Origin of the sequence: Flaviaesturariibacter aridisoli, assembly GCF_004343705.1 — a bacterium.
GTDB classification, from domain to species: domain Bacteria; phylum Bacteroidota; class Bacteroidia; order Chitinophagales; family Chitinophagaceae; genus Flavisolibacter; species Flavisolibacter aridisoli.
Genome location: NZ_SKFH01000013.1, coordinates 1 through 15,294, shown reverse-complemented (window position 1 = coordinate 15,294; position 15,294 = coordinate 1). Strand labels below are relative to the sequence as shown.

Here is a 15,294-nt window from a genome sequence, read left to right as displayed (position 1 = left end):
GTCTGCTACTAGGCAAATCTGCTAGTAGGAAGCGTCTGAAAATCGGATAACCAGCTACCCCATTAGCAGACCAGCACATCAGCGCATTACCTGAACGCGGGGTGAAACTCCTGCAGGGTGCGCCGCAGAAACTCCCGGTCGAGGTGGGTGTAGATCTCGGTGGTGGTGATACTTTCGTGGCCAAGCATTTCCTGAACGGCCCGCAGGTCGGCGCCGGCCTCCACGAGGTGCGTGGCAAAAGAATGGCGGAAGGTGTGCGGCGAAACGGATTTTTCGATGCCCGCCCTTGCCACGAGTTCTTTGATCACCAGGAACACCATCACGCGCGAAAGCCGCTTGCCGCGCCGGTTCAGGAACAGGAGGTCCTCTTCGCCCTTTTGCGGGGCCGTATGCACCCGCACGTGCCGCACGTAGTTTTGAATGGCCTTGATCGCCTCACTGCCAATCGGTACGATGCGCTCCTTGTTGCCCTTGCCGATGACGCGCACAAAGCCTACATCGAAGTACAGCTGCGACAGCCGCAGGTTCACCAGCTCGCTCACCCGCAGGCCGCAGCTATAGAGCGTGTGTAGCAGCGCCCAGTTGCGCTCGCCCTCGGGCTTGCTGCGGTCAACCTGGGCCAGGATGGCATCGATCTCGCCCACGGACAGCACATCGGGCAGTTGCCGGCGCAGCTTGGGCGCCTCCAGCAGGGTCGTTGGGTCGGTGCGGGTGATGTCTTCCAGCAGGCAGTATTTGTAAAAGGCACGGATGCCGCTGATGACGCGGGCCTGCGAGCTCTGCGTCAATCCCAGCTCCGCGATCCGCTTCACAAAGCCCTGCAGATCGCCAAGGCTCAGGTCGGAGGGTTGCGGCCGCAGGCCTTCCAGCTCCAGGTGGGCCGTCAGCTTGTCGAGGTCGCGGAGGTACGCCTCAATGGAGTGGCCCGACAGCGACTTCTCGAGCTGCAGGTAGGCCTTGAATCCTTTTTTGTAATGCTCCCACACGGTGTAAAGTTGGACGAATAATTCTCAATTCTCAACGGTCCATGCGCCATTTTCAGGGAGAAAGTTTTGGAACATGGAATATTGAACATGGAATATTGATCGTTTCTCTATCTTCACGCCATGTCCGTCTATCGCCGCAAGTTCAATGAAAAGGTCAACATCCACCGTCCGCGTCTCCGCCGCTTTCTGACGAAGCTGGAGGCGAACATTCCTCGCCGCTTCGATGCGCTGACGGCCGAAACGGACCGGGAAACCTGGGCCGAGGTGGATTGCCTGGCCTGCTCCAATTGCTGCCGTGTGATGACGCCGACCTATACGGCGCAGGACCTGAAGCGCATCTGCGCCCACCTCGGCATGACGGAGGAAGACTTCAAGAAAAAGTGGCTCTACAAAGACCGCAAAGGGGAGTGGATGAACCGCAGCACGCCCTGCCAGTTTCTCGACCTCCGCACGAACATGTGCTCCATCTACGCGATCCGCCCCGCCGACTGTGCCGGTTTCCCGCACCTCGCCAAAAAGCCCGCCCGCGACTACCTCCACATTCATCGCCAGAATGTGCAGTATTGCCCGGCCACGTTTACGTTCGTGGAGAAGCTGATCGAAAAGGTGGGTAAGCTCTGAGGTCACAGAAACACGTTCCTGATAAAAAAGTACTCGGGCTCTTTACCCGGCAATTCGGTAATGGCCAGGATATCGATCCGCATGTCGCGGAAGTGGTGGTTGCGGCGCAGCCAAGCGGAAGCGGCATTGGAAATGTTGCGGAACTTCTGCTTGTTCACCTTTAGCTCCGGTGGCCCGAAGCGACCGCCCGATTTGTATTTCACCTCCACGAAGTGTGGGATGCCGTCCTTGAGCGCGATGACGTCGATCTCGAGGTGCCCGTAGCGCCAGTTGGTATCGAGGATGCGGTAGCCGGAGCGTTCGAGCCAGGAAGCCGCCAGGACTTCAGCATTTTTTCCGCGTTCATTGTGCAGCGCCATGCCTTAATTTTAGCGGTCAAATTAGGATTGCCGTGCAATTGGACCAACGTGTTTTTCCCATCACCGGAATCGTGCAGCACTACGCATGGGGCGGGCGTGTTTTTCTCCCCAGATTACTGGGGGAAGTACCCGGCGACAAGCCCTGGGCCGAATACTGGCTGGGCGTACACCCGGCCTGCCCGGCCACGGTGCACACGTCAGCCGGCGCGCAGCCCCTCGACCGCTTTATCGCGGACGAACCCGAGTTCTACCTCGGTCATGCGGTGCGCGAACGCTTTGGGGGCCTCCCGTTCCTCCTCAAAGTGCTCGACGTGGCGCAGATGCTGTCCATCCAGGTGCATCCCGATGCGGAACAAGCCCGCGCCGGATTCGCCCGCGAAGCCGCCGCCGGTATTCCCGCCGATGCCCCGCAGCGCAATTACAAAGACGCGCAGCACAAGCCCGAGATCATGATGGGGCTCAGCGAATTCTGGCTGCTACACGGCTTCCGCGACGAAGCATCGCTGGGGGCGATGTTTGCCGAAACGCCCGAGCTGGCGGAGCTGCAATCCTGGTTCGGCGGCGACTACCGCCGGCTGTATGAGCGCGTACTGCGCCTGCCCCAAGCCGAGGTGAACCGCCTGCTGCAGCCGCTCGTAGATCGCATCCTGCCCGAATACCGGGCCGGCGCGCTGTCGAAATTTTCGCCCGACTTCTGGGCCGCACGCGCGGTGGAAACATTTTGCCCGCAGGGCGATCTCGACCCCGGTCTTTTTTCCATCTACCTCTTCAACCTGCTGCGCCTCAACGCCGGCGACGGCATCTTCCAGGATGCGGGCGTGCCGCATGCCTACCTCGAAGGCCAGTGCGTGGAAGTAATGGCCAACTCCGACAACGTGCTGCGCGCCGGCCTCACACCCAAGCACCGCGATGTGCCCGAATTGCTCCGCCTCGTGCGCTTCGAGCCCACCGAGCCGCGGATCCTGAGGCGCTCCGCCGGCACCTGCGGCGACTACGCGGCCCCGGTGAAGGAGTTCGCCCTCGAGCACTGCCGCCTCCGCTCCGGCGACCGCCATTTCGTGTGCGCCGACACACCGTCGATCCTGCTGGTGCTGGAAGGCAACGGCAGCGCTTTCGAGGGTTCGGCGAAGCACGTGCTGCGGCCCGGATCTGCGTTCTTCCTGGCTTCCGAAGGCGTGCTGCAGCTGCAGGCCGATGGTGACCTGAGCGTGTGCACGGCCCTCGTGCCCGGTGTATAAATTGTGCGAAGCGATCCGCGGAGTTCCCTATTTTTGTCGCCTAATTTTGACCTTGATGAAACGCAATACATCGCTCCTTCTTTCGTTCGGTCTGCTGGTGCTGGCCTGCTCGCTGTACCGTGTGTGGGATGGCCGTCCCTTCGGCTTCGCGCCGCAGATCGCCATAGCTCTCTTCAGCGGCGCCGTCATTCGCGAGAAGAAGTGGTCGTTCCTCATGCCCCTGGCTTCCATGCTGCTGTCCGATGCGGTCTATCAATTGCTGTATGTAAGCGGTTATTCGAAGATCCCGGGCTTTTACGAAGGACAATCCATCAATTATGTACTCTTCGTGTCGATGACGGTCTTCGGATTCTTCATCCGCAACTTCAATGTCGGCCGCATCGCCGGTGCTTCGATCGCCGCACCTACGGCTTACTTCCTGCTCAGCAACTTCCAGGTATGGATCGGAGGCGGCGGCTACAGCCGTCCGAAGACCTTTGGCGGACTGATGCAATGCTTCGCCGACGGCCTGCCGTTCTACGGCTGGAGCCTCGTAGCTACCGCCTTCTTCTCGGCGCTGTTTTTCGGCAGCTGGTTCCTGATGACCCGCAAGGAGCAGCAGGTTGCCTTCTAGCACGCAGATTGCGCAGATAACGCAGATAAAATGAAAAAAGCCATCGCAACGCGATGGCTTTTTTCATTGCGAGCGTAGCGAAGCAAACTCCTCCGTTACGCAGCGTGTTTCTCTATTCCAGGTGGGTTCATTGGTACAAGTCAGGTTGGAAACGGTCTTACGGTCGTGGAGTTTGCTTCCGCGCCATTGGCGGGCAGGCTGCTACGCTCGCAATGCCGTGTGCTACCCCGCCGCGCCGGATTCGTAGCCCTGGTCCACCTGCAGGCCCTTGCCATCGGCAGCGGCCGTGGCAAGCTCGTCGCAGCGGTTGTTGTAGGCGTTGTCGGCGTGCCCTTTCACCCACACGAAGCGGACGCTGTGCAGTTGCGACAACTCGTGGTAGCGCTTCCAGAGGTCGGCGTTCTTCTTGCCCTTGAAGCCTATGCGGATCCAGTTGCGCAGCCAGCCTTCCTCCACCGCTTTCACTACATACTGACTGTCGGAGTACACGGTCACGGACTGACCGGGGCGCTTCAGCGCTTCCAGGCCCTTGATCACGGCCAGCAGTTCCATACGGTTGTTCGTCGTGCGGCGGTAGCCCTGCGCGAGCTCCTTGAGGTGCGGGCCGCTCATCAGCACTACGCCGTAGCCGCCGGGGCCGGGATTGCCGCGGGCAGAGCCGTCGGTATACATAATAATGGGGGGAGTGTTCATGGGGTGGAACGCAGCGAGATTTTCAGGATGGAATCGCAGACGGCGCTGCGGTATAATTCGTCGAGCGGAATGTAGCGCCCCGTGCCGATGCGCGCGGAGTCGCCGATGGTGCCGGCCAGGTACGCGCCGATAAGCCGCTTCATGGAGGGGGGTACAGGTTGTGCCGCAAACTGCAGGCGGTTACCTGTAGCGGGCGATAGCGATTTTGCTATGAGCTCGGAGCAATAGAGTTTGTCGTTCGTGGCGAGGTCATACGCGTAATCGAAGTGCACACGTCGTTGCCGGTAGCCGGCGACATTGCGCAGAAAGCGCGCCCGCTCGGCATCGCTGATGCGGAAGCGGTACAGTCCGGCCGCCAGGTTGTGCGCGGGGCTGAGAAAGGAATCGATCGGCTCGCTTTGCAGCGTATCGCGGCCACCGGCGTAGGGGCCTATATGCGCCACCTGCAAGGCGCCGTCTTTTTCCAGCACGAGGCCAACATGCGAGTAGGAGGGATCGCGTTCGGACAGGTAGCGGATCGAGTAGCTCACCATATCCTCGCCGAGGCGCAAAACCAGGTCGCCGGGACGCGCCAGGCGGCGAAAGCTGTCAAGGCGCGCGGGCACCGGGTCGGCAGTTGCCGGGGCAACGGTGGGTGCAGGCCCGGAAGTGGCGGGTGTTACCGCGCGGTCGCCGCCGCCGCAGGCGGTCAGAATGAAGAAAAAGGCGAGGAGCGGGGTGGCTTTCATTGTTGCCGGGCGAAGGTAGAAAAAGCGGCGCACAAAAAAGCCCCGGCGGGAATGCCGGGGCCTTCGGGTATGTTGCCGGGGCGTTTATTCGCCCTTGTGCTTGTAGGTCAGTTCGTCGATACCGATGATCGAGGCGAAGTTGGGGCCTTGCAGGCCGGCGTCGTTGCCGACGTAGCGGAAGGCAAAGCGGCCGGTGCTGGTAACGCCGTTCGGAATGTTGTTGATCACGATGCGCGCGCGGGCCCAAACCTCGGGGTAGCCGCCGTTGAAGTTCTCGATGTAGTTCTGGTTGATGTCGGCCAGAACGGTCGTGAACGAACCGGTGGAGGTGGAGCTGCTGCCTACGTTGGCGGTGCCGTCGGTGAAGTTGGCCAGCACCTGCAGGCGGTCGCGGGTGTAATCGGGATAATTGGCGTCGTCGGCAGTGCGGGTGTAGAAGATCAGCGTGTCGCCGTTCTTCATCGGGATCTGGGGCGAAATGAGCCAGGCGCTCAGGTTGCCGGTGCCGTTGACGGCCGATACGTCTACCGAAATAAAGTCGGTGGGAGCCGTGTTGGCGCGGAAGGCGGGGAAGCCGATATAGGGAACGGGTCCGTTGAATTTATACTGCATCCCCTGGGCGGATTCGTAGCGGCCCTGGCGCCAGCCGGTGGAGCCCATCGGCTCGCTGAGGTTTTTGATCACCCAGCCTTTCGAAGTAAGTTTGCCAACGGAGTCGAACGATTCGTGCAGGTCCCAAACCACGTTGCCCTGGGGCAGCGCCGCTTCGGCTTGAACGGGGTCTTTCACGCAGGAGATCGCCAGGGTGCACAATGCGGCAAAGGCGGCCGTACCCAGGAATATATTCTTTTTCATGTCGCGTTGTTAGTTTGGTTAGTTAGAGGCGCGGGATGCGCTTTTGTATTCTACTTTGTCCACAGCCACGCCCGAGCCGTAGCCGGCATTGCCGCCGCCGATCAGGTGGTAGCGGAACGCGAAGCGGCCCGTTGTGGGCTTATCCAGGTCGCGCACCACACCCACAAAGCGGGTCCAGCGGATGGGATACGCCAGCGGGTTGTACAGCGAAGGATCCGTGTGGTTGTCGTAGTAGGTAACCGTATGCGATGCGTCGTAGAAGTACGGGTTGATGTCAACCAGCACCTTGTTGAAGTCGCCGAACGAGTTGCCGGCACCCGGCTGCGCGTTGGCGCCTTTGGTAGAAGCAAGGAGCTCCATGTGGTTGCCCCAGTCGGTGGAATCAACGAGGCCGCCGGTGGAGATATCGTCTACGTAAGAGCGCGTGTAAAAGGTGATGGAGTCGCCGTTCTGCAGGGTCACCGGGGGCGAGATGAGCCAGTTGGCGATGATGGTCGAGCCACCCGACGTGGAGAGGTAGCCGGCGCCTACGAAGCCCGCGTTGGAACCGTTGTTGGAGTAGGGCTGAAACCAGGGGAGGAGGTCGCCGCCATCCTGCCACACGGCCGAACCGACCGGCGAGGAGCCGTTGTAAACCATCCATCCGCGGTGCAGGGCCGCGCTGAGTGTGTCGAATTCCTCCGTAAAGGACTGATCGGGAACCGCAGGCATAGCGGCAATGTCGGAGTCGTTCTTACAGGAAGCCAGCAGCACTACGCTCAGACAGGCATACAGACCCATATGCCAGATCGTGAATTTTCTCATAAACGTGTTAGTAGGTTTGGGCGTGAAAATAAGAAAAAAAGAGAAACCCCCTCAAAAGAGATACGTGCTTTTTCTCACCCGGTTGCCCGCTTAAACCTGGAAAACGCCGGTGCGGAATTCCTTCTCTACCGGCGCCTGCTGGGCGGCGTGGATCGCTTCGGAAACCACGCGGCGCGTGTCCACCGGGTCGATGATCGCATCCACCCAAAGACGCGCCGCGGCGTAATACGGCGTCGTTTGCTCTTCGTACCGTCCCTTGATGCGCTGCAGCAATTCAGACTCCACTTCGGGGGAGATCGTTTCGCCCTTGGCCTTCAGGCTCGCCACCTGGATCTGCAGCAGCGTTTTGGCGGCCTGCTCGCCACCCATCACCGCGATCCTGGCGCCCGGCCAGGCATAGATGAAACGCGGGTCGTAGGCCTTGCCGCACATGGCGTAGTTGCCCGCGCCATACGAGTTGCCCACCACGATGGTGATCTTGGGCACCACCGAATTGGCCACGGCGTTGACCAGCTTGGCGCCGTCCTTGATAATGCCGCTGTGCTCGGAGCGCGAGCCGACCATGAAGCCGGTAACGTCCTGCAGGAACAGCAGCGGGATCCGCTTCTGGTTGCAGTTGAGGATAAAGCGCGCGGCTTTGTCGGCGCTGTCGTTGTAGATCACGCCGCCCATCTGCATCTCGCCCTTCTTGCTCTTGACGATCTTGCGTTGGTTGGCCACGATGCCCACGGCCCACCCGTCGATGCGTGCATAGCCGCACACGATCGTTTTGCCGTAATCTTTTTTAAACTCCTCGAATTCCGATGCGTCCACGATCCGCTTGATCACGTCCACCATATCGTAGGGCCGGCTGTTGTCGGGCGCCACGAGGCGGTACAGGTCTTCAGCCGGCAGGGCAGGGGCCTTTGCTTCGGCGCGGTCGAAGCCGGCGTTCTTCTGGGCTCCGAGCTTGTCGATGATCTTCTTCACCTGGTCCAGGCATTCCTGCTCGGTGGGAAACTTATAGTCGGCGATGCCGGATATTTCGGTGTGCGTAACGGCGCCCCCGAGGGTTTCGGCGTCAATGTCTTCGCCGACAGCGGCCTTCACGAGGTACGGACCGGCGAGGAAGATGGAACCGGCTCCTTCCACCATCAGCGTTTCATCGCTCATGATGGGCAGGTATGCGCCACCCGCCACACAGGCACCCATGACGGCGGCGATCTGCACGATGCCGGCCGCGCTCATTTGCGCGTTGTTGTAAAAGATGCGCCCGAAGTGTTCCTTGTCGGGGAAGATCTCATCCTGCATCGGCAGGAATACGCCGGCGCTGTCTACGAGGTAAATGATGGGCAGGTGATTCTGCATCGCGATCTCCTGGAGGCGGAGGTTCTTCTTGCCGGTGATCGGGAACCAGGCGCCGGCCTTCACGGTCTGGTCATTGGCCACGATCACGCACTGGCGGCCGCTCACGTAACCCACGCCCGCCACGGTGCCGGCGGCCGGGCAGCCGCCGTACTCCTCGTACATGCCGTAGCCGGCAAAGGCGCCGATCTCTACAAAGGGACGGCCTTTATCAACGAGGTAGTCGATGCGCTCGCGGGCAGTGAGCTTGTTCTTTTCTTTTTGCTTGGCGATGGCTTTCTTGCCGCCGCCGAGATGAATGGTTTCGAGCAGGGCGTTCGTTTTATCGACGAGTGCACGCAGGGGCGCGGGCGTTTTTTCTTCCATACAGCAGGGGCATTTAACAGGTGCCGCGCAAAGATAGGCGCCCGGGCCGCTTTGTATTTAACATTGATTGACCCGCCGTTTTGCCCTCCATTACTTACTTTTATCGAATGGTTCACCCTGACCCTCAATCCACCGTTGCCCTTCAACTGAAGGAAGATACACGGGCAGTACATGAAGCCCTTGAAGCCCGCCTCCTCCCGATCCTGGAAAACCTGACTCACGGCAAGGCGTATGCGCGTCTGCTGCGTGCCTTCTATGGATTTTACCAGCCGCTCGAAACCCGCATCGCGGAGCAACTGACTTTGGCCCGGCTGCCCGACCTCGGCGGCCGCCGGAAGGCCTCCTGGCTGCTCGAAGACCTGGCCGCCCTGGGCGAGCCCGCGCCCGGCCTTGCGGATGTTCCCGGCCAGCTGCCGCCCATCGACGGCGAAGCTGCCGCCTGGGGCGCCCTCTATGTGCTGGAAGGCTCCACGCTCGGCGGCCGCATCATCTGCCGCATGCTCGAGAAGCAACTTCCCGGCGCGCCGCTGCGCTTCTTTGCCGGCTACGGCGCGCAAACGGGTCCCTACTGGACGGCCTTTCTCGCCGCCTTCGCGCAGGCTTCGGCCCGCCTGCCTTATTCCGACATCCGGCAGTCGGCATTCCTCACCTTTCAATCCTTCGACCTTTGGCTTCAACAACACCTCCCGGCGCCCGTAACAACGGCATGAACTTCGACTCTGAATTTTGCGGGCGCGTGCCCCTGAACCAGACCAACCTGGTGCAGCCGCACGGCGTATTGCTGGTAGTCGAATCCGGTAGCTGGCGCATCCTGCAATGCAGCGAGAACAGCGCCACCTTGCTGGGTATCGAGCCCGAAGAACTGGCCGGCAGCACCCTGCACGACCGCATCAGCGCTGCGCAGCTCGAACGCCTTGCCGCCCGCCTCGCTTCCGTGCGCGACGGGAAGTTCCCGCTCACCGTCACCCTAAACGGGCATAAATGCCTGCTCATCGTGGAGCCGGTGGACGGCTACGTGCTGATGGAAGTGGAAAAGCTCGAAGACGAGCAGGCCACCTTCGTTGACCTGTACGAACCGCTCAAATACGCCATAGCAGCGATCGAAAGCGCCGAAGGCGTGGTGGAAGCCAGCCGTATCATCGCCCGCGAGCTCAAAGCCTTCTCGGGCTTTGACAAGGTGATGATCTACCGCTTCGACAAAGAGTGGAACGGCGAGGTGATCGCCGAGGAAAAGGAAGCCGGTATGGAAAGCTACCTGTACCAGTTTTTCCCGGCCTCCGATATTCCGAAGCAGGCGCGCGAGCTGTACCGGAAAAATCCCTACCGCCTTATTCCCAACGTAGACTATACACCGATCCGGCTATACCCGGTACTGAACCCGTTGACGCATTCCTTCACTGACCTTTCGAACAGCAACCTGCGGAGCGTGGCCTCGGTGCACATCGAGTACCTGCGCAACATGCAGGTGACCGCTTCCATGTCTACCCGTATCCTGAAAAACGGGAAGCTCTGGGGCCTCATTGCCTGCCATCACCGGTCGCCGCGCTACCTCAGCTACCAGGAGTGCTCGGTGTTTGAGATGCTATCGACCTTTATCACCGCTAAGATCGGCGCGGTGGAAGATGCACAGTCTGCCTTCCGCAAGGCCGAAGGGCATGCGGGTATCGCGCGCGTGACCGAATCGGTATTTGCCGCCGGCAACCTGGGCGATGGCCTCGGTCAGCAATCCGAATCCCTCCTCGACCTCCTGCAGGCCGACGGGGTGGCACTGGTGCAGCAACGCTCGGTGCAATCCTGGGGCAGTACGCCGGCGCCCGCCGATGTGCAGGACCTCGTGTACTGGCTGCAGACCCACGGCATCAACCGCCTGTACCAGCAGCCGAGCATCACCGCCGTGTACGATGGCGGCGACCGGTTTGCCGAAGCCGCATCGGGGCTGCTCGCCCTGCCCATTCGCGCGGAACGCGGTCAATACCTCCTGGCCTTCCGCAAGGAAGCGGTCCGCCGTATCGACTGGGGCGGCAATCCCAACGAAACGGTCCGTTTCGAGAGCGATGGAAGACGATACCACCCACGCCATTCCTTCCAGGTGTGGCAACAGACGGTGAACGGGACGGCGCCCGAGTGGACCGATACGGAAGAGCAGGTTGCGGAAACCTTTCGCCAGTTTTTGCTGGAGTACACGCTAAAAACCGCACAGGTATAACAATTACCTTAATTTAGTGCACCCTTAGCAATGGATCGAGAGCCCATCATACCCCCTACGCAAACACAGGAACAATTCGTTGTTGCGATCGGCGCCTCCGCAGGCGGACTGGAAGCCATTCATGAGTTTTTCGACCACATGCCGCCGGATTCGAACTGCTCGTTCGTCATTATCCAGCACCTTTCTCCGGATTATAAAAGCCTCCTTGTGGAGCTGGTGTCGAAGCACACCAAAATGAAGGTGTACGAAGCCGTCCACGACCGCCAGCTCGAGCCGAACAGCGTCTACGTTATCCCGAACGACAAGTTGCTGAAACTGCAAGACGGGCGCCTGCAGCTCAGCGAAAAGCATTTCGACAATTCGATCAATACCGCCATCGACATCTTTTTGAAATCGATGGCCGAAGACCAGGGCGAGCGGGCCATCGCCGTCATCCTCTCGGGCACCGGCACCGACGGCACCCGGGGCATCGAAGCTGTGCAGCAGCACGGCGGCCTCATCATCGTGCAGGACCCCCACAGCGCCAAGTTCGACGGAATGCCCAACAGCGCGATCGCCGCCGGCTATGCCGACTTTGTGCTGAGCCCCGGGCAGATGCCCGAGGAAATTATGAACCACGCCCGCGAGAAACCCGGCCGCCGCGTCAACGAAGGCCGTCCCAACGAGGCCTCGCTGCCCGAAGTGCTGACCCTTATCGAAAAAAGCTGCGGCTACGACTTTCACAACTATAAATCGCCCACCATCCTGCGCCGTATCCTCCGCCGCATGCACCATGTGGGTATCAAGGACTTCACCGAATACCTCGACCAGCTGCGCCGCGACGGCGAGGAATGCAAAGCGCTGGGACAGGAATTTCTCATCGGCGTCACGAAGTTCTTCCGCGACCACGCGGCCTTCGACATCTTCGCCCGGGAAGTGCTTCCGGAGATCATCCGATCCAAAGGCGAAGGCGATGTGCTGAAGGTTTGGGTCACGGCCTGCAGCACCGGCCAGGAGGCTTACTCCATCGGCATCCTCATCAACGAGCACCTCCGCCGTATCGACCGCGACCTGGAGATCAAGATCTTCGCTACCGACATCGACATCGAAGCGGTGGAGACCGCCGCGCGCGGTAGCTACCCGGCGCCACTGCTCGCCGACATCGAGCCCGAGCTGCTGGAGCGTTACTTCACCAAGCAGGGCTCGCATTACCACGTGAATGCCGCCCTGCGCAAGCAGATCGTCTTTGCCCGCCACAACATCCTGAAGGATCCGCCTTTTATCAAGAACGATATCGTTACCTGCCGCAACATGCTGATCTATATGAACAACGTGTTGCAGCGCCGCGTTTTTTCGACCCTTCAATATGGTCTCAATACCGGCGGCATCCTCTTTCTCGGCCCCAGCGAGATCCCCGCCTCGATCAGCTCGTCGCTGCAGGAAGTGAGCAGCAAGTGGAAGATCTACCGGAAGACCGGCAATGAAAAGCCCACCCAGCAGGTGTACGATACGTCGCGCCCGCTGCGCGAAAGCCGCGTGAGCAATATCGTAAAGGAAAACACCACGGCCCGCGAGCTGGCCGAAGACTTCCGGAACATCCTGACCGACGAATACCGCTACGCCGCCGTATACGTAGATCGCAACTACGAGATCAAGGAAGGCCTCGGCGATTTCCGGCACTACCTGTCGCTGCCGAAAAAGATCGTCACGCTCAACGTATTGAAGATGGTCGGCCCCGAGCTCGCCATCGCCCTCAACTCGGGACTGCGAAAGGCCCTGAAGGAGGGCACCAAGGTGGCGCTGCAGGTGCGCCCGCGCCCGGACAGCGAGGACCGCCCCGTGCAACTGATCATCAAGCCGCCGGCAAAACCCGACGGCCTTATCATGATCGTGTTCGGGGAAGGCCACGAAGCGGTGCAGTTTCGCAGCCACGGCGAGGTGTCCGTGCCCGGCGACCCCGAAACGGCGGGGTACCTGGCCGAGCTCGAAGACGAGCTGAAAGAAACGCGGATGAACCTGCAGATGGCTGTCGAAAGCCTCGAGACCACCAACGAGGAGCTGCAGTCGAGCAACGAAGAATTGCTTTCGGCAAATGAAGAATTGCAGTCTTCCAACGAGGAGCTCCAATCGCTCAACGAAGAACTCCATACACTTAATACCGAGCACCAGCTCCGGATCAAGGAATTGCTGGAACTCAACGACGACCTCAACAACTACTTCCGCTCCACCGAGATCGGGCAGGTGTTTGTAGACCGCAACGGCCGTATCCGGAAATTCAACCCGGCAGCCGTGCAGCTCATCAACCTGATCGACTCCGACGTGGGCCGCCCCATCGAGCATATTTCGACCAACGTGCGCGACGAGAACCTCATGGAGGACGTCAAGCGTGTGCTCGAAAAACAGGTGCAGATTGAAAAGGAAGTCAACACCAATGGCGATCGCGTGGTGTTGATGCGCATCCTGCCCTATATCCGCCGCGACCACCTTGTGGACGGCGTGGTGATCACCTTTTTCGACATCACCGCCACCCGCGAGCTGCACCATATCATCAAGGGTGTATTCAATGCGTCGCTCAGCGCCGTGCTGGCCCTTTCCGCCGTGCGCGACCTCGACGGGCATATCATCGATTTTACCTGCAAAGCCGCCAACCATGCCGCCGACACGCTCATGGGCAAGCGCAATTACGAATACCTCAACGGCTCACTCCGCGCCCACCTCCCCGAGATCGCCCACACGGGACTCTTCAGCAAATGCGTGGAAGTGGTGGAAACCGACAAAAGCCTCCACACCGAGTTGATGCTGCAAAAGGCTGGTAATCCCGTGTGGTACGAAGTAGTGGGCGTGCGCATGCCCGATGGCCTTGTGCTCAGCTGGACCGACATCACCGAGAAAAAAGAAGCGGAAGAAAAGCTGCGCCGCAACTACCACGAGCTCGTGCGCACCAAGGAAAACCTCAAGTTGCTCAACGCATCGCTTGAAGAAAAAGTAACGCACCGCACGGCCGAACTGGCCTCCAGTGAAGAACGCTTCCGCCTCATCGCCGCCAGCACCAACGATATGGTGTGGGACTGGAACCTCGTGCAGAATGAAATGTGGTGGAGCGAAACATTCTACCGCCTCATCGGTGCGGAATTCCACGACGGCCAGATCCAGCGTCCGACGCTTTGGATGGACTACATCCACCCGGAAGACAAGACGATGGTGGAACACAGCATTCACGAGTCCATCAACACCGGCCGCAACTGGACTGCCCGCTTCCGCCTTCAGAAAGAAGACGGGTCGTATGCCAGCATTTCGGGTCGCGGCGCCGTCATCTCCGACGAGTTCGGCGTTCCCTACCGCATGGTAGGCGCGCTCGTGGATGTCAGCCACGCCGAGGAAGCCGAACGCCAGCTGCACGAAAAGAACCGCGAGCTGCAGCGCCTCCACGACATCCTCGAGCAAAAGGTGGCCGAGCGCACCCAGGAGCTGACGCGCAGCAATGCCGACCTTGAAAGCTCCAACGCCGAGCTGCTCCAGTTTGCCTCGGTAGCCTCCCACGACCTGAAAGAACCCCTGCGGAAGATCCACATCTTCAGCAACATCATCCGCGACCGTTACCTCGGCGGCGCCGATGAAGGGGCCATGGACTATATCACCCGGATCATCAACTCCTCGGCGCGGATGACCAAGCTGATCAACGACCTGCTGGCCTACTCCCGCCTGTCAGTGAACCATTTTTTTGAACAAGTGGACCTCAACGCCATCGTAGGAGAGGTGCTCAGCGATCTCGAGCTGTCCATCGAAGAAAAGGGCGCCCAGGTAGACGTGGACCGGATGCCCCTGCTGGAAGCCGTGCCCGGCCAACTGCGGCAGGTACTGCAGAACATCATCAGCAACGCCCTCAAATTCACCCGCCCCGGCGTGACGCCACATATCCGCCTGCGCTGCGAGCGCATTTCGATGCCGGACGTAGCCGCGCCACCCGTGGAAGACGGGCCCTACCTGCGCCTCATCATTTCCGACAACGGTATCGGCTTCGACGACCAGTACGCCAACAAGATCTTCACCATCTTCCAGCGCCTCCACTCGCGCGAGAAGTACGAGGGTACCGGCATCGGCCTTGCCATCACCAAGAAAATCATCGACCGCCACAACGGCGTGATCACCGCCCACAGCAAAGAAGGCGAAGGCAGCACCTTTGTGATCGTGCTGCCCCTGCACCAGGAGCGGCGCGAGCAGGCCACGGCCGGAGCGTGAGGCGTGAGCCGTGAGCCCGCAATGCCCGGAAATGAAGAACGGATGCCAAAGGCATCCGTTCTTCCGTTACCAGACGTCAGCGCTGACGCTTCACGCCTCACGCCTCACGCCTCACGCCTCACGGCTCACGCCTCACGCCTCACGCCTCACGCCTCACGCCTCACGCCTCACGGCTCACGGCTCACGGCTCACGGCTCACGCCTCACGCCTCACGCCTCACGCCTCACGCCTCACGCCTCACGCCTCACGGCTCACGGCTCACG

The 15,294-nt window shown here is 60.5% G+C and carries 13 protein-coding genes; 6 read left to right on the top strand and 7 right to left on the bottom strand.

What is annotated here, in order from left to right:
- Nucleotides 1-86 precede the first annotated feature (86 nt).
- Complete coding sequence (gene xerD / locus E0486_RS09820) at nt 87-986, bottom strand: site-specific tyrosine recombinase XerD (protein WP_131851993.1); 900 nt, start codon at nt 984-986, stop codon at nt 87-89.
- Between the two features lie 120 nt (nt 987-1,106).
- On the opposite strand from xerD, the gene E0486_RS09815 reads away from it, so the two are divergent.
- Complete coding sequence (locus tag E0486_RS09815) at nt 1,107-1,607, top strand: YkgJ family cysteine cluster protein (RefSeq protein ID WP_131851992.1); 501 nt, start codon at nt 1,107-1,109, stop codon at nt 1,605-1,607.
- Nucleotides 1,608-1,609: 2 nt separating this feature from the next.
- On the opposite strand, the gene E0486_RS09810 is transcribed toward E0486_RS09815, so the two are convergent.
- A complete protein-coding gene (locus tag E0486_RS09810; RefSeq protein ID WP_131851991.1) occupies nt 1,610-1,966 on the bottom strand; it encodes a YraN family protein in 357 nt (118 codons plus the stop codon).
- A gap of 38 nt (nt 1,967-2,004) precedes the next feature.
- Between E0486_RS09810 and manA the strand changes: the two genes are divergently transcribed.
- Together manA and E0486_RS09800 are read left to right on the top strand one after the other, a co-directional pair.
- On the top strand, nt 2,005-3,204 hold the full coding sequence (manA, locus tag E0486_RS09805) for a mannose-6-phosphate isomerase, class I (protein ID WP_165917272.1): 1,200 nt from the start codon (nt 2,005-2,007) through the stop codon (nt 3,202-3,204).
- Nucleotides 3,205-3,259: 55 nt separating this feature from the next.
- Nucleotides 3,260-3,817, top strand: coding sequence for a DUF6580 family putative transport protein (locus tag E0486_RS09800; protein WP_131851989.1), 558 nt, complete (start codon nt 3,260-3,262; stop codon nt 3,815-3,817).
- Nucleotides 3,818-4,039: 222 nt separating this feature from the next.
- On the opposite strand, the gene rnhA is transcribed toward E0486_RS09800, so the two are convergent.
- The 5 genes from rnhA to E0486_RS09775 all read right to left on the bottom strand — a co-directional run bounded on the left by rnhA (nt 4,040) and on the right by E0486_RS09775 (nt 8,607).
- Nucleotides 4,040-4,510, bottom strand: a complete 471-nt coding sequence (gene rnhA, locus E0486_RS09795; RefSeq protein ID WP_207906238.1) for a ribonuclease HI — start codon at nt 4,508-4,510, stop codon at nt 4,040-4,042.
- Entirely contained in the window at nt 4,507-5,238 is a 732-nt protein-coding gene (locus E0486_RS09790; protein ID WP_131851988.1) for a C40 family peptidase, read from the bottom strand. Before E0486_RS09790 ends, rnhA begins: the two co-directional genes overlap by 4 nt.
- A gap of 84 nt (nt 5,239-5,322) precedes the next feature.
- Nucleotides 5,323-6,093, bottom strand: a complete 771-nt coding sequence (locus E0486_RS09785) for a choice-of-anchor J domain-containing protein (RefSeq protein WP_131851987.1) — start codon at nt 6,091-6,093, stop codon at nt 5,323-5,325.
- 18 nt (nt 6,094-6,111) lie between these two features.
- Complete coding sequence (locus tag E0486_RS09780) at nt 6,112-6,897, bottom strand: choice-of-anchor J domain-containing protein (RefSeq protein ID WP_131851986.1); 786 nt, start codon at nt 6,895-6,897, stop codon at nt 6,112-6,114.
- Between the two features lie 90 nt (nt 6,898-6,987).
- Complete coding sequence (locus E0486_RS09775) at nt 6,988-8,607, bottom strand: acyl-CoA carboxylase subunit beta (protein WP_131851985.1); 1,620 nt, start codon at nt 8,605-8,607, stop codon at nt 6,988-6,990.
- Between the two features lie 107 nt (nt 8,608-8,714).
- Between E0486_RS09775 and E0486_RS09770 the strand changes: the two genes are divergently transcribed.
- The 3 genes from E0486_RS09770 to E0486_RS09760 are packed head-to-tail and all read left to right on the top strand — an operon-like array spanning nt 8,715 to nt 15,031.
- On the top strand, nt 8,715-9,317 hold the full coding sequence (locus tag E0486_RS09770; RefSeq protein WP_131851984.1) for a biliverdin-producing heme oxygenase: 603 nt from the start codon (nt 8,715-8,717) through the stop codon (nt 9,315-9,317).
- Nucleotides 9,314-10,813: a GAF domain-containing protein gene (locus E0486_RS09765; RefSeq protein WP_131851983.1), complete on the top strand. Its 1,500-nt coding sequence runs from the start codon at nt 9,314-9,316 to the stop codon at nt 10,811-10,813. The genes E0486_RS09770 and E0486_RS09765 overlap by 4 nt, the downstream gene beginning before the upstream one ends.
- A gap of 30 nt (nt 10,814-10,843) precedes the next feature.
- Entirely contained in the window at nt 10,844-15,031 is a 4,188-nt protein-coding gene (locus E0486_RS09760) for a chemotaxis protein CheB (protein WP_131851982.1), read from the top strand.
- Nucleotides 15,032-15,294 lie beyond the last annotated feature (263 nt).